Below are 22,700 nucleotides of genomic sequence, written 5' to 3'. Positions count from 1 at the left end.
GATGCCTCGCGCGCGGCGCTCCCGCGGGCGCCACGAAGCCCCGCGGACGCGATCGGCAGCCCCGCAGAGCACCCCGGCGGCGGTGCAGCATGTGCACACTTCGGGGGGCAGAACTGTCGATGCGCCACAGCGGATCCGGCAGTTCGCTCGAGGCATCCACCATCGTTTGTCAGGAGTCTTTCCAAACTCCGCCCGCCTTGCTAGCTTCCTGCGGAACGTCGCCCATCGCAGCCGCAGCCGCGGCGCGACGACGACGGATCACCCAGCGCCCGTTCCGATCGATGAGGATCCCATGACACGACGCAGACTGCTCCACCCGCTCGCCGCCCTCGGCGCGGCCACGGCCATGGTCGCGGTCGCCGCCGCAGCGCCGGCCGCCGCCAAGCCGCACCATCAGCCGAGCGGCCCGGAGGAGATCAACGGCTACCGCGCCGTCGGCTACCTGATGGCCGACTCCCCCGTCACCCGGGACGTGCAGGTCAAGGACCTATTCACCACCGGCGCGATCGAGGACGTCACCCACCTGAACTACGCCTTCGGCAACGTCACCTCGAACCTCAGGTGCGAGATCACGAACGTGCCCGGCGAGGGCGACGCCTACAACGACTACCTGCGCCTCGTCGGCCCGCAGGACTCCGTCGACGGCAAGAACGACAAGACGAACAAGCACCAGCGCATCGCCGGCAACTTCAACCAGCTGCGCAAGCTCAAGGAGCGCAGCCCGGACACGAAGGTGCTCATCTCCCTCGGCGGGTGGACCTGGTCCGACCACTTCTCGGAGGCGGCCGCCACCCCCGAGCGGCGCACCGCGCTCGTCTCGTCGTGCATCGACGTGTACCTGAAGGGCAACCTGCCCCAGATCGGCACCTTCGGCGGCCCCGGCGCCGCTGCCGGGATCTTCGACGGCATCGACATCGACTGGGAGTGGCCGGTGAACGGCGGCGAGACGGGCAACGCCTCCCCCGCGGACCGCGAGAACTTCCTCGCGCTCATGGAGGAGTTCCGCGCCCAGCTCGACGCCTACGGTGAGCAGACCGACGAGGACTACCTCCTCACCGCGTTCGCCCCCGCCGGCGGTTGGAACACGAACGCGGGCGGATGGGCCGACCCCCGGCTCTTCGAGGTCGTCGACTGGCTCAATATCCAGGGCTACGACTACGCGGGCGGATGGACCGGCAACACCGGCCATCAGGGCAACCTCCACCCCGACGGGACGAACAACTGGGGGCTCGCTCTCGACAACGCCGTCGGCCTGTACACCGCAGCCGGCGCCGACCCGGCCCAGCTGAACATCGGCCTCGCCGCCTACGGGCAGGGCTGGAGCGGCGTGACCGTCGGGGACCGCGCGGGCTGGACGCCCGACCCGGCGGTGACGGCGATCGGCACGAAGCCCTACTTCGAGATCCGCTCGCTCGGGCAGGGGTACTTCGACCCGGCGATCGGCGCATCGTGGCGCTACGACGCCGCGAGCGGCGAGTGGTGGAGCCTCGACGACGCGAACTCGGTCCGCGCGAAGGCGGCCTGGCTCGCCGAGCAGGGCCTCGGCGGCGCCATGTGGTGGGACCTCTCGGGCGACTACCGCAACGAACTCGGCGGGGCGCTCGGCGACGCGCTGCGCGACGCCGAAGAGGGCCCGCTCGACTGAGCGCGCACCTACCCCGGAGGGGTCGCGACGTCGTCGCGGCCCCTCCTGCCGTTCCGGACCGGAGCCCGGTTCAGGGAGCCAGGGCGACGAGCTCCATGCTGAGCGGCGCCCAGCGCGTGCCCGGCCAGCCGTAGAGGCCGTGCCCCTGCGGCACCGTCGCCGGGAAGATGCGCCACGGCACCTGGTAGTGCTCGGCGAACTCCTCGACCGTGAGCCCGGCCTCGCGCAGGCCCCCGAGCACCTCGCTCAGCGGGTGCATCCACTCCCAGGTGCGCGTGTGCTGCAGGCGCGCGTCGGGATCGGCGTAGTCCTCCCCGCTGTCGACGACGTCGGGCTCATCGCCCGCGTACGCGTAGCGCAGGCTGGGCAGGCCGTCGGGGCCGTCGTCGCCGTCGAGCATATATGCGGCCGGATGCCCGTCGGCGAAGTAGAGCCGTCCGCCGGGCTTCAGATACCAGGCGACGATGCGCGCCCATTCGGCCACGTCGGGCAGCCAGCCGATCGTGCCCCACGTGGTGAACACGAGGTCGAACGACTCGGGCTCGGGCAGCATGTGCCGGGCGTCGTAGACATTGGCCTCGATGAAGCGGGCGCGCTCGGCGAGGCCGAGCTCCTCCGCCATCCGCCTGGCCTCCTCGACCGCCGGCTGCGAGAAGTCGATGCCGACGACGGTCGCCCCGAGCTGCGCGAGCGACAGCGAGTCGGAGCCGAAGTGGCACTGCAGGTGCAGCACGCGCACGCCCTCGAGCCCATCGGGGAACAGCCGCTCGATGCCGGCGGCCGCGATGGGGTCGAGCAGGCTGCCGCCCGCGCGCAGGGCGCTCCGATCGTAGAACTCGGACGCGACGTGCAGCGGCACGCGCTCGTCCCAGTTCGCCCGATTCGCTTCGAGCCACTCCCCCGCGCGCGGGTCGACGGTCACTGCCCGGCCGTCTTCTCGGACTCCGCCAGCGCGATCATCTTCGAGACCAGGTCGGCGAGCTTCGCGTCGGCGGCGCCGTACGCGGTCCAGTCGCCGGAGGCGAGGGCCGCCTGCTTGTCGGAGATGGCCTGCTTGGCCTGGTTCAGGAGCGACTGCATCTCGCTGCTCGGCGCCGTCGGCGTCGTGCTGTCACCGGGATCGGTGCTCGGCTCGTCGGGGGTGCCGCCCTCCTGCCCGGTGCCCGGTTCGACCTGCTCGTCACCGGCGGACGCACCCGAGTCGCCGCCGAACAGCACGTTCAGCGCCTGGTCGAGCGTGTCCTGGAAGGCGATCTGGTCGCCGAAGGCGACGAGCACCTTCTGCAGCAGCGGATAGCTCGTGCCACCGGTCGACTTGACGTAGACCGGCTGGACGTAGAGCAGACCGCCGCCGACCGGCACCGTGAGCAGGTTGCCGTTGATCACGTCGGACTGCCCCTGCTTCAGCAGGTTCAGCGACTGGGACACGGTCGGATCGGAGTTGAACTTCGCCTGCACCTGACCGGGGCCGGGCACGTTGTCGTCCTCCGGCAGGGTCAGCAGCCGCAGCTTGCCGTAGCCCTCCGAACGTTCGCCGTCGCTCGCGCCGGCGTCGGAGTCGACCGCGAGGTAGCCCCGCAGCACGTTGCGGCTGTTCTCGCCGCGGGCATCGGGGATGAACGTCGAGTAGAGCGAGTACGCGGGCGAGTCCTGGCCCGGCATCTGCATCGTCAGGTAGTACGGCGGCTGCAGGGCGTTGCTCTGCGCGGGGGCCGTCGGCTCCTTCGGCGTCGTCCAGGCGTCCTCACGGGAGTAGAACGGGTCGGCGTCGGTGACGTGGTACCGGCCGAGCACGGCGCGCTGCACCTTGAACAGGTCGGACGGATAGCGCACGTGGCTCATGAGATCGCCCGACATCTTGCTGATCGGCTCGAGCGTCGACGGGAACACCTTCTGCCAGGTCTGCAGGATCGGGTCGGACTCGTCCCACGCGTACAGCGTGACCTTGCCGTCGTACGCGTCGACGGTCGCCTTCACCGAGTTGCGGATGTAATTGATCTCGTCGAACGCGAGCGACGGCGCGGCGCCCTCGCTGTCGGCGATCGCCTCGCTGAGGCTGACCTTGTTCGAGTACGGGTACTGGTCGGTCATCGTGTAGCCGTCGACGATCCAGACCAGCCGGCCGTCCACCACCGAGGGGTAGGTGTCGGAGTCGAGCTCCAGGTACGGCGCGACCTTCTTGACGCGGTCGATCGGGTCGCGGTCGTAGAGGATCTGCGATTCCTCGTTCACCGCGTCGGAGAGGAAGATCTGCTCGGACTGGAACTTCAGCGCGTAGATGAGCTTCGTGAACGCGTTGTCGAGCTTCGGCCCGCCGTCGCCCGTGAAGGTCGTCTCGGTGCGCTCGGAGCCCTCGGTGCCCGAGGGGTAGTCGAGCTCGACGGCCTTCGAGCCCTCGGGGGCGCCGACGATCGAGTAGTTCGGCGAGTGCTCGCCGAAGTACACGCGCGGCTCGAACTCGCCGAGCGAGCCGGTCTGCGGGATGCCCGACTGGATGAACACCGGCTGCCCGTCGGAGGAGCGCTGGTTGCCGGCGGCGGCGACGAGACCGTACCCGTGCGTGTAGACGATGTGCGTGTTGTACCAGGTGGCCGCGTCGCTCAGGCCCTCGAGGTTGAGATCGCGCACCGCGACGATCGCGTCCTGCGACTTGCCGTCGATCTCGTAGCGGTCGACGTCGAGGCTCTGCGGGAACTGGTAGTACTGGCGGAACTGCTCGAGCTGGCCGAAGGCCTGGCTGATCTGCTGCGGGTCCATCAGCCGGATCGAGGCGGTCGTCTCGGCATCCGCCCGGAGCGCGCCCGGCTCCGCGTCGGTCTTCGCCGCGTACGGGATCTCCTCGACCGTGTCGACGCCGTAGGCGTCGCGAGTCAGGTCGATGTTGCGCTGGAGGTACGGCGCCTCGGCCGTTCGCGCGTTCGGCTCGACCTGGAAGCGCTGCACCACCCACGGGTAGATGGAGCCGATGATGAGGCTCGATACGAGCAGCAGCACGGTGCCGACGAGCGGCAGCCGCCAGCGGCCCATGATGGCGGTGACGAAGAACAGGATGGCGACGCCGATGGCGATCGCGGCGAGGATCCACTGCCCGGGGATGACCGCGTTGACGTCGGTGTAGCTCGCACCGGTGAACAGGGTGCCCTGCTCGGTCACGGTGGCGTACTGGTCGAGCCAGATGCTGACGCCCTGCAGCAGCAGGTAGAGGCCCGCGGTGATCGCGATCTGCACGCGCGCCGACTTCGAGATGACGACCTCGCGACCGGAGACGCGGATGGCCCCGTAGAGGTAGTTCGTCGCGATCACGAGCAGGCCCGAGAGCAGCACGACGGCGGAGGCGAAGCCCACGATGGAGCGGTAGAACGGCAGCTCGAACACGTAGAAGCCGACGTCGAGGCCGAACTGCGGGTCGGTCGTGCCGAACGGGGTGCGGTTCAGCCAAGCGAGCGCGGCGTCCCAGCGCGAGGCGGTGGAGACGCCGGCGAAGACGCCGAGGACCACGGGCACGCCGTACATGGCGAGGCGGCGCAGCGGCTCGAAGACCTCTTGATAGCGGTCGAGCTGCGAGTTGAGCTTCGCGTACACCGGACGGGTGCGGTAGGCGATGAAGATCGAGGCCCAGACCGGCAGCGCCATCGCGACGAAGCCGATGAGGAAGAGGGCGATCCGGGCGATCCACTCGGTGGCGAGGACGTCGAAGAAGCCCAGCTGGCGGAACCAGAGGATGTCGGCGTAGACCCCGGCGAAGAGGAAGAACCCGACCAGCAGTACGGCGACCACCCCGATCGTGATCGCGATGGGCGCCCTGCGGCGCGACGGACGGGGGTCTTGCGTCTCTGCTGACACTCTGGCCTCTGTGGTTCGGTCGGAACGGAGTCGGTCGGAATGGATCGAACACCCATCCTAGGCGGCCGAGTCTTGGAGCTTGCCCGGAACGGGGCGGGGAACCGCCCCGCGATGAGGGGGCGTCGCGGCGTCAGCCCGCGCTGCAGCTCGCGTACTCGCCGTCGACCGCGCCGTCGGCGACGTCCTCGACGATCGTCCGCGCCTCGTCGAGCGTCTCGACGGAGAACACGGTGAGCCCGTCGGGCACGTTGCCGACGACCTCGTTGCAGTTCGACGCGGGGGCTAGGAACCACGTCGAGCCCGCGTCGAGCGCGCCCCACATCTTCTGGCGGATGCCGCCGATGGGCCCCACCGCGCCGGCCGAGTCGATCGTGCCCGTGCCGGCGATGCTCTCGCCGCCGGTGAGGTCGCCGGGGGTCAGCGTGTCGACGATGCCGAGCGCGAACATCATGCCCGCGCTCGGGCCGCCGACGTCGTCGAGCTGGATCTCGACGTCGATGGGGAAGTCGTAGACCATGCGCACCCCGATGCCGAGGATCGCGGTGCCGCCGTTGTCGACCGGGGTGAGCTCGACCGACTGCTCGGCGCCGTCGCGGCTGATGACCAGCGCCACGGGCGACTCGGTCCCGTGCGCCTGCACGGCCTCGCGGAGCTCACCGATCGAGTGCACCGGCTGCCCGGCGACCGATTCGATGACATCGCCCTCCTGCAGCACACCCGCGGCGGGCGTACCCTCGGCGGAGCCGGTGACGGTGACCTCGCGGGGGAAGTCGTAGCCGAGTTCGACGAGCGCCGCGGCGATCGCGTCCTGCTGGGAGTCGACCATCGCCGCCTGGTTCCGCTGGTCGCGGTCGCTCTCGCTGATGCCGGGCGGGAAGATCGCCTCGACGGGAACCACCGACTTCGTGCGGTCGAACCAGGAGCCGAGCACCTCGAGCCAGTTCGGCGTGCGCCCCGGCTTGCCGACGACCGAGACCGTGAGCAGGTTGAGCTCGCCGTCGGTCGGATACGTCTGCTCGCCGGGCACGGCGATGAGGGGCCGCTCCTCGCCGTCGTGCTCCTGCGAGCCGAGCGTGTTGTACACCGGCCCCGGCTGCTCGATGACGTACGGCGAGGGCAGCAGGGCGAAGACGACGCCGATGACGAGGGCGACGCTGATCGCCGTCCAGCCGATGCGCTCCCGCAGCGTGCGACGGCCGACGGCCGGGTCGTGGCGCCAGCGGGGGTCGGCCTGGGGCTCGTCCTCGAAGAGGCTCACGCGGTCATCCTTCCAGGCTCTGCCTTCGGCGCAGCTCGGGCGCTGTTCGCGAAGGGCGGACACCCGGAACGCCCAGCCTAGGCCATTTCCCAGTCAGGTCACCGTGCGCCCGCGTTAGCGTTGAACCCGACGCGACTGGAGGTGGCGCACGTGGCCGATCGAGGCGAAGACCCGAGCGAGCAGAACCCCGAGGAGGAGTTCCGCGAAATGCTCCGCGAGCTGCTCTCCGGCTCCGGCGGCATCGACCCGTCCAAGCTGGCCGGCGCGGCGGGCCTGCCCAACGACCCGGCGAGCATCGCCGCGCTCTTCTCGCAGCTGCAGCAGGCGATGAACCACGCCGACGACAGCATCGACTGGTCGGTGGCGCTGAAGCAGGGCGAGCAGCACGCGGCGAACGGCCAGCGCCAGCTCGACGACGCCGAGCGCGCCCGCTTCGACCAGGCCTTCCAGGTCGCGGCGCTCTGGCTCGACGAGACCGTCGACGTGACCGCCCTGCCCTCGCCGCCCGAGTTGCTCACCCGGCGCGCCTGGGTCGCGGCGACCATGCCGGTGTGGACGCAGCTGGCCGAGCCCGTCGCCCTCTCGATCTCCGACGCGCTGACCCGGGTCATGAGCGAGCAGGCGCCCGAGGAGATGCGGCAGATGGTGCAGGGCGCCAGCCGCATGATGCGCAGCATCGGCGGGGCGCTCTTCGCCATGCAGCTCGGCCAGGTCGTCGGGCAGCTCTCGGCCGAGGTGGTCTCGGGCGGCGACATCGGCATCCCGATCATCGAGGACGGCCGCGCCGCCGTGCTGCCGCAGAACGTGGCCGCGTTCGGCGACGGCCTCGACGTCGATTCGAGCGAGGTCGAGCTCTATCTGGCGGTGCGGGAGCTCGCGCATGCGCGGCTGTTCCGGCACGCGAAGTGGTTGCGCCTGCACTTCATCACGGCGATCACCTCCTTCGCCCGCGGCATCGACATCGACACCGGGCGGCTCGAGGAGCTCGCCGAGAGCTTCGACCCTTCGAACACCGAGGCGCTGCGCGAGGCCGTCGTGAGCGGAGCGCTCATCCGGCCGAAGAGCGAGGCCCAGCAGGCCGCGCTCGCGCGCATCGAGACGATGCTCGCCCTCGTCGAGGGCTGGGTGGACGTCGTCACGGCCGAGGCGACCGCCCGCCTGCCGAAGTCGGTCGCGATCGCCGAGACGATCCGCCGCCGGCGGGCGTCCGGCGGCCCCGCGGAGTCGGCGCTCGCGACGCTCGTCGGCCTCGAGCTGCGGCCGCGGCGCCTGCGCGAGGCCGCGGCGATGTGGCGGGCGGTGACCGACGCCGTCGGCGTCGAGCAGCGCGACGCGATGTGGTCCCACCCCGATCTGCTGCCCACGGCCGCCGACCTCGACGACCCCGCGGTGCTCATCGCACGGCTGACGGGCGAGACCCCGATCGACGCCGAGGACGCCGAGTTCGACGAGGCGCTCGAGCAGCTGCTCCGAGGCGAGACGCCCGCCGGGCCCGGCGAGGACGGCGAGGAGCCGCCCAAGGCCTGAGCCGGAACGGTCGGCGTCGCGCGAAGGCGGACGCCGACCGGACCAGGGCCTGTGGATGGCCCGGGCCGCCCTGGACGCGCGTGCGCCAGGCTCTCGGGATGACCCTCCGACTCGACCCGGCGCTGCCCCTCGTCTGGCGCTCACCCACCGAGCTGCAGATCGGCGCGAGCCGTCCCGTCCTCGTCCTGCGCGATCCGGGCGAGTTGGAGAACGCGGTGCTCGCCCTGCTCCAGCGCGGGGCCGGGCGCGACGCCCTGCACGCCATCGTCTCGACGCTCGGCATCCCCGCCGCGCGGCTCGACGCGCTCCTCGAGCTCCTCTCCCCCGCGCTGCGCGAAGAATCGGCGTCGGGCTCGGCCGGCATGGCGGGCGCCGGCGATCCCCCGATCGTCGCGATCGACGATGCCGAGCCGCGCCTCGCGCGCGCCGTGGCCACCGCGCTCGGTGCGCTCGGCATCCGGCCCGTGCTGGCGGCGCACGGACCCGAGCGGCCGGCCGCCGTCGTGCTCGCCGCCGCGTGGGTCGTCCCGCCGGCCGCGCACGTGCGCTGGCTCCGACGCGACGTGCCGCACCTGCCGGTCGTGCACGAGGGCGAGGCGATCACGATCGGTCCGCTCGTCCTCCCCGGAGCGGGCGCCTGCGTGCGCTGCGGGGAGCTGCATCGCCGGGACCTCGACCCCGCGTGGCCCGCGATCGCGGCGCAGCTCGCGACGCATCCGGCCCCGCCTCTGCCCGCCGCCGTGCTCGGCGTCGCCGCCGCGCACGCCGCGGCCGCGCTCGATCTGCTCCTCGACCGCGCGGCGGTCGCCGGCTGGAGGCTCAGCGTCCCCGTCTCGGGGGCTGCGCCCCGGAGCTCGCTGCAGCCGCCGCACCCGGAGTGCGGATGTCGAGCTCACGGAGGAACCGCGACGGCTCCCGCTCGCCGCGCCCCGCCTGGCCGCGTCGCGCCCAGCTCAACGCGAGTCGCCGACGCGCTCGGGTGAGCCCGACGTACAGCAAGCGGCGCTCCTCGTCGATCGCCTCGAGCCCCTTCGCGTACGCGATCGGCAGCAGCCCTTCGCTGAGTCCGACGAGGTGCACCTCGTCCCACTCGAGGCCCTTCGCGGAGTGCAGCGTCGCGAGCGTCACGGCCTGCACCGCCGGTTCGTGGTGGGACTCGGCCCGCGCCCGCAGTTCGTCGGCGAACTGGCGCAGCGTCGTGCCAGGCGGCTGCTCGTCGACGAGGCCGGCGAGGGCGTTCAGCGCCTCCCAGCGCGCCCGCACGGCGCCCGGTCCCTCAGGCGCCTGCGCCGACCAGCCGAGCGAGCGCAGCACGTCGCTCACCGACTTGAACAGCGGCTCGTCGCTCGGCACGAGGGCCTGCGCCCGCAGCGCATGCACCGCTTTCAGCACGTCGGGCTGATCGAAGAAGCGCTGGGCGCCGCGCACCCGGTAGGGCACGCCGACCTCGTCGAGCGCGTGCTCGTACATCGCGGACTGGGAGTTCACCCGCAGCAGCACGGCGATCTCCGCGGGCGGGGCGCCGGCGTCGATGGAGGCCCGCACCCGGTTCGCGACCTCGCGCGCCTCCGCGAGGTCGTCGGCGAACTCTGCGAGCTGCGGTTCGGCCGCTGGCGCGTTCGCCGCCGCGCCGTTCGTCGCGGCCTCGAGTCGGAGCGCACCGGATCGCCCGCGCATGAGGCGGTTCGCGGCCCCCACGATCGGCTCGGTCGAGCGGTAGTTCCGTTCGAGCCGCACGACCGTGGCGTCGTCGTAGCGCCGCTCGAAGCCCAGCAGGAACTCCGAGCTCGCCCCGGCGAAGGAGTAGATGGTCTGGCTCGCGTCGCCGACGACGCAGAGCTCCTTGCGATCACCGAGCCAGAGCTCGAGCAGCCGCTGCTGAGCCGGCGAGACGTCCTGGTACTCGTCGACGACGAAGTGCCGGTAGCTCTCGCGCACGTGCATCGCGACGGAGGGCTCCGACTCGATCATGCCGGCGGTGGCGAGCAGCACGTCCTCGAAGTCCATCGAGCGCCGTTCGTCCTTCACCCGCTCGTACTCCTGCATGAGCGCGAGCTGCTGCTCGGCGCTCAACGCACCGACCGCGCCCCGGCTCGCCAGGCGGGCCTCGTAGGCGGCGATCCCGAGGCCGGAGACCTTGCGCCACTCGATCTCGGCCGCGACGTCGCGGAGGATCGCCGTGTCGACCCGGATCTTTAGTCGCTCGGCGGCGTGCCCGAGCAGGCGACCCTTGTACTCGAGCACCCGCGGTGCGGGGCCGCCGCCCGCGACGAGCGGCCAGAAGTGGTTCAGCTGCGCGAGCGCAGCAGCGTGGAAGGTGCGCACCTGCACGCGGCCGGCGCCGAGTGCGTGCAACCGGCCGCGGATCTCGGCGGCCGCACGCGAGGTGAACGTCAACGCCATCACCCGGGCGGGGTCGTAGGCCCCCGAGGCGACGCCGTACGCGATGCGGTGCGTGATCGCCCGGGTCTTGCCCGTGCCGGCGCCGGCGAGCACGCACACGGGGCCGATCAGCGCCTCAGCGACGACCCGCTGCTCCTCGTCGAGCGCGTCGAGCAGCTCGTCCTCTGCGCTCACGAGCTCGGCCACGGCACATCCGTGGGGAGGGGGCCGCCGTACCAGTGCTCCAGCAGCCACCCGGCGATGGAGGTGCCGGTCGGGAGGAAGAGCTCCTCGCCCGCCGCGGCGATGTCGTCGCGCGAGAACCAGCGGAGCTCGAGAATCTCCTCGCCGTCCGGCCGCGCGATCGCAGGGTCGGCTCCGGCGGCGAGCCGGGCGCGGAAGCCGAGCATGAGGCTCGCGGGCAACGGCCACGGCTGGGAGCCGGCGTACTCGACCCGGTCGGCGGGGATGCCCGCCTCCTCCGCGATCTCGCGGACGACGGCGTGCTCGAGCGGCTCCCCGGGCTCGACGAAGCCGGCGAGCAGCGAGAAGCGCCGCTGCTCCCACAGGGCGTTCGAGCCGAGCAGCACCCGCTCGTCGTCGTCCGTGACGAGCACGATCACCGCGGGGTCGGTGCGCGGGAAGAGCTGCCGCTCCTCGGCGATGCAGCGCCGCACCCAGCCGGCGTCGCTCACCTCGGTGGGGCTCCCGCAGCGCGGGCAGAACGGGTGGGCGTCATGCCACGAGGCGAGCGCAATCGCCTCGACTGCGAGCGCCTGGCCGCGATCGTCGAGGAGCGCGGCCGCGCGTCGCAGCGGCGCCCAGCGGGCTTCCTCGGCCTCGATCGCCCCAGCCGCCGCGTCGTCGTAGACGCGCAGCTCGACGGGCGCCGTCCGCCCGCCTTCGAGCTCGATGCGTCCGAGGTAGCAGCGCAGCGCCTCGGTCGGCAGCCCGAGCGGCGCGACGAGCCCGAGCTCGGGAGCCGAGCCCTCGTGCCGCTCGGCGAGGAGGAGCCGGCCGTCGTGGACGGGGAGCACCAGCGCCGAGGCATCCGCATCGAACCGCGCCTCGCGCTCCGGATCGGACCTCGCCGCGGCATCGCGATCGATCGCCGCGCGGGCCAGGGGCGGAAGGCTCGATTCGGGCATGACCACCTTTCACATGGCGCTCGCGGACTCGTCGGAGAGGTGTGGCGGTCGCCCGGTCACAGGCGTCGGCTGCTTAAGCTGTGTGCCATGGCCAGACCCCCACTCACTCTAGCCGCGTTGGCGACGGCGGCGGTCCCCGGCCTCGAGGTCCGCGCGGTCCGGGTGCACACCCGGAACTCCGGCGGCTCGTACGACGCCGTCCGGCTCCGCTCGCGCGACGACCGCGAGCTGCTCATCCGCGTCCCGCGGGACCAGACCGCCGAGACCGAGCAGTCCGCCGATCTGCTCGCCCTGCACGCGCTCAGCGACGGGGTGCGCGCGATGCTGCCGTTCGAGCTCGCGGAGTACGTCGGTCAGGCGCCAGTCGACGGCACCCGCGGCGTCGTGACCACGTTCGTGCCCGGGCTGGGCCGAACGGCCGATGAGCTCACCGGCTCCGACCCGATCGCCGAATCGGTGGGGCTCGCCATCGCGGCCGTGCACAACCTGCCGACCGGGTTCATCGGCGAGGCCGGCCTGCCGCGCCGCACGCCGGGCGAGGTGCGCGACGAGGTCGTCGCGCTCGTGGGTCGCGCGACTGACACCGGGCATCTGCCCGCAGCGCTGCTGCGCCGCTGGGAGGAGGCGACCGACGACGAGTCGCTCTGGCGCTTCCAGCCGACCGTGGTAAACGGGCAGCTCAGCGCGGATTCCTTCCTGGTGCTCGAGGACACCGTCACCGGCATCGTCGGCTGGTCGGAGCTCGGGCAGGGCGACCCGGCCGTCGACCTGCACTGGCTGCTCACCGCGCGCGGCGGTTCGGCCGAGCGTGCGCTCGAGACCTATCTGCTCGCCCGGGAGGGCGGCGCGGACCCGCACATCCCGCAGCGCGCGCTGCTGTACGGCGAGCTCGAGCTCGCGCGCTGGCTCCTGCACGGCGTCGAGCAGCGCGACGACGCCACCATCGCGGATGCCGTCGGCATGCTCGATGCGCTCGTCGAGAGCGTGCACGACCGTTCGAGCGAGCCGCTCTCCCCCGAGACCGGCCCGATTCTCACCGTCGGTGACGTCGAGCGCATGCTCGACCGCACGCCGCAGCTCGACGCGCAGCGCGAGCCCGCGGGTGCGATGCTGACCGACAGCTACGACTTCTCGGCGCTGCGGCGTCGCGAGGCGGACGCGGAGCCGGATGCCTCGATGACGGCGCCCATCCCGCTCGACCTCAGCGACTGGGGGGACGCCGCGCCCGAATCGAAGGCGGACCCGGACGCGGACCCGGCGCACGCGAGCGAATCGACCGACGACGGCGCGAGCCGCGACGCCGACCCGGCTCAGCGCGGCAGCACGGCCGCCGACGCCGCGGACGGCGACGAGTCGTCATTCGCGGACTCCGCCGAGCGCAGCGCCGACGACCAGGCGCGCCGCAACTCCGCTTCGTCGTAGAGCCGCTCGGGGCGGATCTGCCGGTCGTCCTCGACGTAGTAGAAGACGGCGTCGATCTGCTCCGGCGGCACCCCGGCCCACTTCGCATAGGCGAGCCGGTACAGCGCGAGCTGCGTCTGCCGGAGTTCGAGTTCGCGCTCCCCCTGCGGCGCGCGACCCGTCTTCCAGTCGACGACCTGGTAGCGCAGCCCCTGCCGGCCGAGCTCGCTCGCCGGATCGAGCTCGTAGACCGCGTCGAGCTTGCAGACGAACACGTGCTCGTCGAGCGGCAGGTGCAGTTCCAGCTCGACCGCGCTCGGGCGACGCTGACCCCACTCGGATGCCTCGAACGTGGCCTGCAGCTTGGCGAAGCGCGCCGCTGAGCCGTCGACGAGGGCCGAGCCTGCGTGGCCGGGTGCCGCGCCCGCGGCGGATGCCGTCTCGCTCCCGGCCTCGGGCTCCGGCCACGCGAAGAGCTCGTCATCAGCGGCGCCCTCGGTCCAGTCGAGCGCGTTCGCCTCGAGCTCCCCGGTCGAGCGATGCTCCACCCAGCGGTGGAAGAGCGTGCCGAGACGGGTCGCGCGATACGGTCGCTGCGGCATCGGGCGGCGCAGCTGCTCGGCGACGGCGGCGGCGTCGTCGACGTAGTCCTTGAAGCGCGACGCCGGCACGCGCGCGGGGATCTCGGGGGCCGCCTGACCGGCCATCCGCCGCCGCCGTTCCTCGAGCAGGAGCCGGAGCTGGTCGCCGAGACGCTGACCGATGCCCACGCCGCTCGGCCCCTCGGCGGCGGCGCGCACCGCGTCGGCCGCGCGCACCACACCGAGCCGGCGCCGACCGAGCGGATCGAGCGGCCAGCTCACCCGCTCCTCGCCGATCGCGCGCGGGTTCTCGTCGGAATCGGGGCGGTCGGGCAGCGCGGAAGCCGGCACGAGCCCGTGCGCGACGAGCTCGCGCAGGAACACGCTCGGCTGCCGCGGCTGCTTCTGCGAGGCCCACCAGGAGCCGGTGAGCAGCAGCTCGTCGCGCGTGCGGGTGAGGCCGACGTACGCGAGCCGGCGCTCCTCCTCGGCATGGCGTTCCCGGTTCTCCTCGGCGAAGCCGGCGACGGCCTCGTCGAACTCGAGCTGGCTCTGCACGCCGCGCCACATGAGCTCGGGCAGCTCGTCGCGGTCGCCGCGGAACTCGTTCGGCAACTCGCCGAACGCGAGCCAGCCCTTCGCCGAGCGCGGTTTGCCCGGCAGTTCGTCGGTCACGAGCCGCGGGATCGCGACGACGTCCCACTCGAGCCCCTTGGACCCGTGGATGGAGAGCACCTGCACGGCACCCGGCTCGGGCTCGTCCTGGCGCGGCGCGAGCCGGTCGCGCTGCTCGGCCTCGGTGAGCCAGCCGAGGAACGCCCCGAGGTTCGGATGCTCAGCGACGTCGACGAAGCCGGCGAGCAGCTCGTCGAAGGCCTCGAGACTCGGCGCTCCGAGCGGCTGCTCGGCGTTCGCGGCCACTTCGATGTCGAGGAGCAGCTCGTGCTGCACGAGGCTGACGAAGTCGACGAGGCCGAGCCCCGCGCGCCGGCGCAGGGACTGGAGCTGCGCGCCGGCCCGACGCATACGGGCGAGCCCCTCGGCGGTGAAGGCGGCGAGCGCGCGGTGGTCGTCGGGTGCGGAGAGCAGGAAGTCGAGCGCATCGACGATCGACGGGGACTCCTCGGCCGCGATCGAGGCCCGCAGGCCCGCGCGCACGCCGTCCTCGAGCCGCCGCATCGCCTGGTCGCGGTCGACGAGCCAGCGCGCGAGGCCCGCGAGCGCGGACAGGTCGGCGGGGCCGATCGCCCAGCGGGCGCCTCCGAGCACGCGGACGAGCTCCGCCCCGGCGGTCGGGTCGTGCAGCACGCGCAAGGTGCTGACGAGATCGGCGATGACGGGCTGATCGAGGAGCCCGGCCACGCCGAGGACGTGCACGGGGACCCCGTGCCGTCGCAGCGCGGCGGTGAAGACGTCGACGTTCGCGAAGGTGCGGCAGAGCAGTGCACCCGTGCGCGCGGCGGCCGCCGATGCGCTGCCGCGCGGGCGGGCGGCGTCCCCGTTCGACGGGCCACCGGGCGCGGCGTGCCCGAGGCGCTCGGCGAACCATCGGGCGACGTGCTCCGCCTCCTCGTCGATGGTCTCGGCCCAGGCGCAGTCGAGCACGCCGTCTCCGGCGAACGGCGAAGCGGCGAGCGGGGCCTTGTCGATGCCGCCGTCGAGCGGTTCGATGATCGCGTTCGCCGCGTCGAGCACGATCCGCGGATTGCGCCAGCTCGTCGAGAGGTCGTAGACGACGGCGTCGCTCGCCGCGCTCGCATCGTCGCGGTGTCCGGCCCTCGCCTCGGCTCGCTCGGCCGCGAAGTCGCCGCCGAAGCGGGCGAGGTTGGCGGCGCTCGCGCCGCGCCAGCCGTAGATCGACTGGTCGGGGTCGCCGACCGCCATCACCGAGTGCCCGCGGAACAGCGCGGCGAGCAGCCGGGTCTGCACGACGCTCGTGTCCTGGTACTCGTCGAGCAGCACGGTGCGGAACCGCTCACGGTGCGCGACCGCCACCTCGGGGTGCGCCGTGCAGATCTCGAGAGCGAGCGAGACCTGGTCGGAGAACTCGACGTAGCCGCGGGCGCGCTTCGCCTCCGCGTACGCCTCGGCGAGCTCGAGCAGCGGCGGCAGCGCGTCCACCGCGCCCAGCGCGGAGACGAAGGAGTCGTAGGGGGTGCGCTTGCGCGGCGCCCCGATCGGCAGATCGGCCAGGCCGAGGAACTCGCGCGCCATCGCCCGCACGTCGCGGGCGTCGGCGACGTTCTCGCCGAGCGCCCGGCTCAGCCCGAGCACCGCACCGGTCACCTTGTCGAGCGAGGCGTCGAGCTCGACGAGCCGAGGGTCGGCCGCCGCCGCGACGATCGAGCGGGCCAGCTGCCAGGCGGAGGCCTCGCCCAGCACCGCGGCATCCGGCTCACGACCGATGAGCAGGGCGTGCTCGCGGTAGATGGCGCTCGCGAAGGCGTTGTACGTCGATACCGTCGCCGCCTCGAGCGGATCGAGCTCGAGCTCGGCGATGCCCTCGGCCACGAGCTGCCCGATGCGGGCGCGGATGCGTTCGGCGAGCTCCCCCGCGGCCTTGCGGGTGAAGGTGAGCCCGAGAACTTCTGGCACCTGCACGTGGCCGTTCGCGAGGAGCCAGACGACCCGGTTCGCCATGGTCTCGGTCTTGCCGCTGCCGGCGCCGGCGACGACGAGCGAGCGGCCCCGAGGGTCGGCCTCGATGACCGCCCGCTGCTCCTCGGTCGGCGGGTGCAGGCCCAGCCGGCTCGCGATCTCCGCCGCGGCGATCATGCGGACACCGCCGGCACGAGGTGCACCCGGTAGTGCCAGGCGCCGAAGCGCGAGCGCGGCCCGATCTCGACCGGCGACTCGAAGCTCGCGCCGCTCATGATCGCAGCGACCGCGTCGAGGCGCTCGCGGAACGCCTGCTCGTCGGCGTCGTCGAAGGGCTGCTGCGCGCGCTCGGTGTAGGCGGCGCCGCGGAGCGGCCGGGCGAGGTAGACGAGCTTCGCCCCGCCCAGCCTGCCGAGGTTCGGCACCTGCTCGTGCCGGGCCGCGAGCTGGTAGGCGGCCAGCTGCGGGTGCGCCGCGGTCTCGGCGGCGGTCGGCGTGGTGCGCCCGGTCTTCAGGTCGACGATGACGGTCGTGCCGTCGGGCGAGGCCTCCACGCGGTCGATGGTGCCGCTGAGACGCACCCGGCCGAGTTCGAGGGTGAAGCGGCCCTCGGCGCCGAGCAGCACCTTCGCGTCGTCGGCGAACTGGCCGAGGTAGTCGGCCGCGCCCTCCACCATGCGCTTCGCGCCGCGACGTTCGCGTTCGGCCACCCAGCCGGCTTCGAAGCGCAGCGCCTCGAGTCTGGCCTCGACCCCGGCCCAGAGCGCCTCCAGTTCGGTCTCGCCGCTCGCGCCCGCCTCCTCGACGACGGCGTGCACGATCGTGCCGATCGAGGCGGCGAGCCCGGAGGGCGGCGAGGCGACGCGGTCGATGAACCAGCCGAGCGGGGACTCCTCGGCACGGTCGATCTGCGACGGCGACACCGGCACCCGGGCCTCGGGGTCGGCCTCGAGGTCGACGATCGGCGCCGTGCTCGACGGGGCGCGCAGCCCGTACCACTCCTCGGGGTGTGCCCCGGGCACGCCGGCCTCGGCGAGCAGGGCGAGTGCCGGTGCGGCCTCACCGCCCGGATCGGCGACCGCCTCGCGGCGCAGCGCGCCGACGAGCCCTCGGAGGTGCAGCGGGCGACGGCGCGGCGTCAGCCGCTCCTCCGCGTAGCCGAGCAGCATCGAGGGCTGCTCGTCGTCGTTGGCCGTGCAGCTGAGCACGAGCTGCCGGGTGGCCCGGCTCGCGGCGAGCGCGAAGAGGCGCAGCTCGTCACTGCGGACCGCCGCCCGGGCGTCGGCGGTCGAGTCGGGAGCGGGGAGCGGGGCCCCGGCGCGGGACGCCGCCGCGACGGCGGGCAGCAGGGCCGCGTGCAGCAGAGTGCCGCGCGGCCGGAGGTTCGGCCACACCCCCTCTTGGAGCCCGGCGATCACGACGACCTCGAAGTCGCGGCCGATGAGCGCCGGCGCCGTGCCGACGAACACCGACTCGGCGGCGCGCTGGGGCGCGAGGGAGTCCTCTGGCAGCTCGCTCGAGAACTGCTCCTCGACGAACCGCACCGCGGGGGCGCCCGGCGTGCGTTCGACGAAGCGCTGCGCGGCGGAGAACAGCGCGACGACGGCGTCGAGCGCGCGGTTCGCCTCTTCGGCGAGCACGCCGGTGCCGGCGGCCTGCGCGCCCCACTCCTCGGCCAGGCCGCTGCGGTCCCAGAGGGACCAGAGGATCTCCTCGATCGTCGAGCCGGTGCCGACGCGGGTGCGCGCCGCGGCGAGCAGCCTCGCCAGTCGGGCGGCCCGACGACCCGCAGCGGCGTCCACCGTCTCGAACCCGCCCGGGGCGGAGAGCGCGTCGACGAGCAGCTCGTCGCCGGTGCGGTCGCCGCCCGCGGCGAGCTCCTCGTGCCGGAGCGCGAGGCGCAGCCGACGGAGCCCGACCGGGTCGAGCCGGCCGAGCGGGCCCGTGAGCAGCTCGACGGCGAGCTCGGGCGTCAACGGCTCGCGCTCGAGCACGAGCGAGGCGGCGCGCAGCAGGGCCGCAGCCGCGGGGGCGTCGCGCAGGGCGGTGCGCACGAGTGCGCCGGCGGTCGGCACATCGGCCAGGGCGAGCCCGCGTTCGAACGAGGGCGCGTCGGCACCGGATCGCAGCACCACCGCCATCTGCGACCACGGCACCCCGTCGAGCAAGTGCCGTTCGCGCAACAGCGCGGCGATCTGCTGGCACTCCCCGGCGTGCGAGGCCGCTTCGATGCCGACCACCGGGGAGAGCGGATCGCGGGTGGCCGGCGCGTCGGCCGGCAGGCTCGCGGCCCGGTGCCCGCCGCCGAGCGCCGCGCCGATGTGCCCGGTGACCGAGGCGACGAGTCGGCGCAGCTCCGGCCGGCCGCGGTGCACCATCGGCAGCTCGAGTCGATCGGTGGGGGTGCCGAGCAGCGTGGACAGCGTGCCGAGCAGCTCGGGACGGCCGCCGCGGAAGCCGTTGCTGGCGACGTCGGGGTCGCCGAGCGCGACGACGTGCACACCGCGCGCGGCGAAGGCGGCGAGGAGCGCCGCGGTCGCCGCCGTCGCCTCCTGCGCGTCGTCGACCACGATGAGCCGCAGTCGCGACAGCGTGCCGAGCGCCGCGGCCGCCCGCTCGTCGTGCACGCTGCGCTGCACGATCGCGGCGGCGAAGGCCGCGAGCTCCGCCGAGTCGAACTGGCCGCCGCGCAGCTGCTCCTTGACCTCGGTGTACTCCTCGAGGAACTGGCCGGCCGCGACCCACTCGGGGCGGCCGCTGGCACGCCCGAGCTTGGACAGCGCCGCCCCGTCGACGTGCTCCTCGACCGCACGCATCAGGAGGTCGCGGAGCTCGGTGCGGAAGCCGCGGAGCGCGCGCACCCGCGTTTCGAACGGCCACTCCGGGCCGCCGCCGTCGGCCTCGGCGGCCTCGAGCAGCTCGGCGATGATCTGGTCCTGCTCGGCCCCGGTGAGCAGTGTCACCGGCTCGCCGGTGTAGGCGCGCACGAGCTGGAAGGCGAGGGAGTTCGCGGTGCGGGCGAGCGGGCCGCGCGTGGTCGCGCCGAGGCGGACCGCGATGCGGTCGCGCATGCGGCTCGCCGTGGTGCGCGTCGCGGCGAGCGCGAGCACCTCGTCGGCGCCGTAGCCGCGCTCGATGCGGCGGGCCACGAGCTCGATCGCGAGGCTCGTCTTTCCCGAGCCGGGGGCGCCGAACACCGCGGCCGACCGCTCGGTGCCGAGGTGCTCGAGCTCGAGCCCCGCGAAGGTGTCGTCGGTGAAGAGCGCGGGCTGCTCGACGAGGGCTTCGGGGCGGGGCATGCGGCCACGCTAACCCGTTCCGCCGACAGTGAACGCGAAGCACCGCCGAGGCCGGGTGACATAGGGTGAGAGCACGACGAGAAAGGCGCACAGTGGACGTTCGCATCGGCATCCAGAACTCCCCCCGTGAACTCGGTTTCGAGGCCGCGCAGACCGCGGCAGAGGTCGAGCAGGCCGTCACCGCGGCCCTCTCCGGGCAGTCGCCTTCGCTGCGCCTGAGCGACGAGAAGGGCACGGTCTACGTGATCCCCGGCGCGGCGCTCGCCTACGTCGAGATCGGCTCCGAGGAGTCGCGTCGCGTCGGCTTCGTCGCCTGACATGGAACTCCTGTTCGTCGCCCTGGGCGGCGCGATCCTCGGCCTCGCGGCCCGGTATTCGCTGCCCGGGCGGGCGACGCACGGCGTCGCGCTGATCCCCGCGATCGGCACCGCCGTCGCGGCGGTCGTGTGGGTCGGCCTCACCTGGCTCGGCTGGCCGTGGGACGGCGGATGGATCTGGGTGGTCTCGCTCGCCGCGTCCGGCGTGGTCTCGGCGCTCGCCGCCCTCCTGATCGGGCCGAGCCGCGAGCGCCACGACGTCGAGCTGTTCGAGCGGCTCGCCCGGCCGGGCGCCGGCGCCAAGGCCTGAGCCGAGGCATCCGCTCGCTGCGCGTCGCGCGCGCCCGGACCGCCCAGCGGTCAGGCCGTCAGGCCGTCAGGCCGAGCGCATCCATGCGTCGGGTGTGCTCGGCGATGAGCTCGGTGAAGACCGGCTCGACGTCCTCGCCGTGGCGCGCCTCCGGCTCCGCGGCCTCGAGCGCCTTCCTGGCGACGAGCAGCGTGTCGCCGACGAGGCTGCGCCCCCAGAGCGCGAGGCGGTCGGCGAGCCCCGGCTCGTTCGCGATCGCCTGGGTCAACAGCTGCTCGAGCACGGGGGCGCCCTGACGATCGCCGAGGATGCCGCGCACGCGGCGCCCGAGCTCCACCGGGAGCCCGTCGGACAGGCGCAGGAAGAAGTCGTCGAGCATGCCCGAGGTGAGGTGGATGCCGAGCAGCAGCTCGTGCCAGTCGGCGCTGCTCGTGAGCTGCCGGAAGTGATCGGTCGCCGCCTGGAACATCGCCAGGTACTCGGCGGGTTCGGCGTCGGCGCGGCGCAGCTCCTCGATGAGCGCGTGGTGCTTCGCGAGGGCCTCACCGGACGCGACCGACAGCCCCTCCTTCGACACGAGGTCGGGCGAGGTGGCCACGGCCTTCGCCAGGGACTCGAAGAACGCGAGCTGCAGCGACGCCGCCTGCCCGAGGAACGGCAGCGGGTCGGGCACCAGCTCCGTGAAGTCGACCCGGGCGAGCTCGGTCGCGGCGACCCTCGGACGCAGCCGGGGCGCCTCAGCGCGCGGCCTGCGCCGCTTCAACCAGAAGACCACGTGCGACAGCTTATCGGCAGCCTGCACGGCCTCACGGCGAGCCTCCGTTAGTCTTAACGGGCTCGCGGGCATCGGACCCGCGGCCGTGCGCCTGTGGACGAATGCAGGGCGCACCCCATCATTCGCACCGCGAACGCACACGACAAGGCAGAACCTCTTGACTACTTTCACCGAGCTCGGCATCGCGTCGGACATCGTCGATGCCCTCGCCGGGAAGGGCATCGTCGATGCCTTCCCCATCCAGGAGCAGACCATCCCCCTCGCCCTCTCCGGCCAGGACATCATCGGCCAGGCGAAGACCGGCACGGGCAAGACCTTCGGCTTCGGCCTCCCGCTCATCCAGCGCCTCGGCGACGACCCCGAGCCCGGCGTCAAGGCGCTCGTCGTCGTGCCGACCCGCGAGCTCGCGGTGCAGGTGACCGAGGACCTCGAGCTCGCCACCTCCAAGCGCCCGACGAAGATCGTCTCGATCTACGGCGGCAAGGCGTACGAGGGGCAGATCGAGCAGATCAAGGCCGGCGCGCAGATCGTCGTCGGCACCCCCGGCCGTCTCCTCGACCTGGCCAGCCAGCGCCTCCTGAACCTCGGCGAGGTGCAGGAGATCGTGCTCGACGAGGCCGACAAGATGCTCGACCTCGGCTTCCTCGCCGACATCGAGAAGATCTTCTCGAAGGTTCCGGCCGTGCGGCACACCATGCTGTTCTCCGCGACCATGCCCGGCCCGATCGTCGCCCTCGCGCGCCGGTTCATGTCGAAGCCGATCCACATCCGCGCGAACGACCCCGACGAGGGCCTGACGCAGGCGAACATCAAGCACCTCGTCTACCGGGCGCACTCGCTCGACAAGGACGAGGTGATCTCGCGCATCCTGCAGGCCGAGGGCCGCGGCAAGACCGTGATCTTCACGCGCACCAAGCGCGCGGCGGCCAAGCTCGTCGAGGAGCTGAACGACCGCGGCTTCAACGCGGCGGCCGTGCACGGCGACCTGAACCAGGACCAGCGCGAGCGCGCGATGGCCGCGTTCAAGGCCGGCAAGAAGGACGTGCTGATCGCGACCGACGTCGCCGCCCGCGGCATCGACGTCGACGACGTGACCCACGTGATCAACCACACCATCCCCGACGACGACAAGACGTACCTGCACCGGGCGGGCCGCACGGGCCGTGCGGGCAAGACCGGCATCGCGGTCACCTTCGTCGACTGGGACGACCTGCACAAGTGGGCGCTCATCAACCGGGCGCTCGAGTTCGGGCAGCCGGAGCCGACCGAGACCTACTCGTCCAGCCCGCACCTCTACACGGACCTCGACATCCCCGCCGGCACGAAGGGCCGTCTGAAGCCGGCCGCCCCCGCGGCGCAGGCGACCCGCTCGGCGACCGCCGGCCGCTCCGAGGGCGACGCCGAGCGCGCGCCCCGCAGCCGCAACCGCCGTCGCACCCGCGGCGGCGCACCGGTCGCCGATGGCGCGAACTCCGGCTCGGCCGAGACGCCCGCCGGCGACGGGGCCGAGCGCGAGGTCGGCGCCGGCACGCACGACGGCAAGGGCAAGGAGCACCACGACGGCAACGCGGCCCCGCGCCGACGCCGTCGTCGTCGCGGCGGCAGCTCGAGCAGCG

14 protein-coding genes are annotated in these 22,700 nt (G+C 73.0%); 6 read left to right on the top strand and 8 right to left on the bottom strand.

Annotated features, from left to right (window positions below; all coding sequences use genetic code 11):
• The first annotated feature begins 292 nt into the window (after positions 1–292).
• A complete protein-coding gene (locus IEY71_RS07420) occupies positions 293–1,645 on the top strand; it encodes a glycoside hydrolase family 18 protein (protein ID WP_189084597.1) in 1,353 nt (450 codons plus the stop codon).
• Positions 1,646–1,715: 70 nt separating this feature from the next.
• Here IEY71_RS07420 and IEY71_RS07415 read toward each other — a convergent pair whose 3' ends face one another.
• The 3 genes from IEY71_RS07415 to IEY71_RS07405 form a co-directional block, all read right to left on the bottom strand.
• Positions 1,716–2,567 (bottom strand): class I SAM-dependent methyltransferase, encoded by an 852-nt coding sequence (locus tag IEY71_RS07415; protein WP_189084596.1) that lies wholly within the window; start codon positions 2,565–2,567, stop codon positions 1,716–1,718.
• Positions 2,564–5,488, bottom strand: coding sequence for a UPF0182 family membrane protein (locus tag IEY71_RS07410; RefSeq protein WP_229781569.1), 2,925 nt, complete (start codon positions 5,486–5,488; stop codon positions 2,564–2,566). The genes IEY71_RS07415 and IEY71_RS07410 overlap by 4 nt, the downstream gene beginning before the upstream one ends.
• Before the next feature lie 130 nt (positions 5,489–5,618).
• Positions 5,619–6,746, bottom strand: a complete 1,128-nt coding sequence (locus IEY71_RS07405; protein WP_189084595.1) for a YlbL family protein — start codon at positions 6,744–6,746, stop codon at positions 5,619–5,621.
• Positions 6,747–6,953: 207 nt separating this feature from the next.
• Here IEY71_RS07405 and IEY71_RS07400 point away from each other — a divergent pair, with 207 nt between their 5' ends.
• Entirely contained in the window at positions 6,954–8,273 is a 1,320-nt protein-coding gene (locus tag IEY71_RS07400) for a zinc-dependent metalloprotease (protein WP_189085118.1), read from the top strand.
• 819 nt (positions 8,274–9,092) lie between these two features.
• Here the strand turns inward: IEY71_RS07400 and IEY71_RS07395 are convergent.
• A complete protein-coding gene (locus tag IEY71_RS07395; RefSeq protein ID WP_189084594.1) occupies positions 9,093–10,862 on the bottom strand; it encodes an ATP-dependent helicase in 1,770 nt (589 codons plus the stop codon).
• Positions 10,847–11,803, bottom strand: a complete 957-nt coding sequence (gene nudC, locus IEY71_RS07390) for an NAD(+) diphosphatase (protein WP_189084593.1) — start codon at positions 11,801–11,803, stop codon at positions 10,847–10,849. Before nudC ends, IEY71_RS07395 begins: the two co-directional genes overlap by 16 nt.
• Before the next feature lie 87 nt (positions 11,804–11,890).
• Here nudC and IEY71_RS07385 point away from each other — a divergent pair, with 87 nt between their 5' ends.
• Positions 11,891–13,225 (top strand): phosphotransferase, encoded by a 1,335-nt coding sequence (locus IEY71_RS07385; RefSeq protein ID WP_189084592.1) that lies wholly within the window; start codon positions 11,891–11,893, stop codon positions 13,223–13,225.
• On the opposite strand, the gene IEY71_RS07380 is transcribed toward IEY71_RS07385, so the two are convergent.
• Positions 13,114–16,560, bottom strand: coding sequence for an ATP-dependent DNA helicase (locus IEY71_RS07380; RefSeq protein WP_189084591.1), 3,447 nt, complete (start codon positions 16,558–16,560; stop codon positions 13,114–13,116). The genes IEY71_RS07385 and IEY71_RS07380 overlap by 112 nt on opposite strands.
• Positions 16,557–19,682, bottom strand: a complete 3,126-nt coding sequence (locus IEY71_RS07375) for a UrvD/REP family ATP-dependent DNA helicase (RefSeq protein WP_189084590.1) — start codon at positions 19,680–19,682, stop codon at positions 16,557–16,559. Before IEY71_RS07375 ends, IEY71_RS07380 begins: the two co-directional genes overlap by 4 nt.
• Positions 19,683–19,774: 92 nt before the next feature.
• Here IEY71_RS07375 and IEY71_RS07370 point away from each other — a divergent pair, with 92 nt between their 5' ends.
• Both IEY71_RS07370 and IEY71_RS07365 read left to right on the top strand, forming a co-directional pair.
• Entirely contained in the window at positions 19,775–19,999 is a 225-nt protein-coding gene (locus tag IEY71_RS07370; RefSeq protein ID WP_189084589.1) for a DUF3107 domain-containing protein, read from the top strand.
• Between the two features lies 1 nt (position 20,000).
• Positions 20,001–20,309 (top strand): hypothetical protein, encoded by a 309-nt coding sequence (locus IEY71_RS07365; protein WP_189084588.1) that lies wholly within the window; start codon positions 20,001–20,003, stop codon positions 20,307–20,309.
• Positions 20,310–20,367: 58 nt separating this feature from the next.
• Here the strand turns inward: IEY71_RS07365 and IEY71_RS07360 are convergent, their stop codons facing one another.
• Positions 20,368–21,111, bottom strand: a complete 744-nt coding sequence (locus IEY71_RS07360) for a ferritin-like fold-containing protein (RefSeq protein WP_229781568.1) — start codon at positions 21,109–21,111, stop codon at positions 20,368–20,370.
• A 130-nt stretch (positions 21,112–21,241) separates the two neighbouring features.
• Between IEY71_RS07360 and IEY71_RS07355 the strand changes: the two genes are divergently transcribed.
• On the top strand, positions 21,242–22,700 hold a 1,459-nt coding region (locus tag IEY71_RS07355), incomplete at its 3' end, for a DEAD/DEAH box helicase (RefSeq protein ID WP_189084586.1).

It is taken from the genome of Agromyces mediolanus (genome assembly GCF_014648575.1).
In the GTDB taxonomy this organism is placed as follows: Bacteria; Actinomycetota; Actinomycetes; order Actinomycetales; family Microbacteriaceae; genus Agromyces; species Agromyces mediolanus.
The sequence above is the reverse complement of the archived record's forward strand: the minus strand, read 5'-3'. Positions and strand labels throughout refer to the sequence as shown.

Coding starts and splice junctions, on each gene's coding strand:
- IEY71_RS07380 (WP_189084591.1), bottom strand. CDS start 16,560: ATGATCGCCGCGGCGGAGATCGCGAGCCGGCTGGGCCTGCACCCGCCG.
- nudC (WP_189084593.1), bottom strand. CDS start 11,803: ATGCCCGAATCGAGCCTTCCGCCCCTGGCCCGCGCGGCGATCGATCGC.
- IEY71_RS07400 (WP_189085118.1), top strand. CDS start 6,954: ATGCTCCGCGAGCTGCTCTCCGGCTCCGGCGGCATCGACCCGTCCAAG.
- IEY71_RS07385 (WP_189084592.1), top strand. CDS start 11,891: ATGGCCAGACCCCCACTCACTCTAGCCGCGTTGGCGACGGCGGCGGTC.
- IEY71_RS07365 (WP_189084588.1), top strand. CDS start 20,001: ATGGAACTCCTGTTCGTCGCCCTGGGCGGCGCGATCCTCGGCCTCGCG.
- IEY71_RS07420 (WP_189084597.1), top strand. CDS start 293: ATGACACGACGCAGACTGCTCCACCCGCTCGCCGCCCTCGGCGCGGCC.
- IEY71_RS07375 (WP_189084590.1), bottom strand. CDS start 19,682: ATGCCCCGCCCCGAAGCCCTCGTCGAGCAGCCCGCGCTCTTCACCGAC.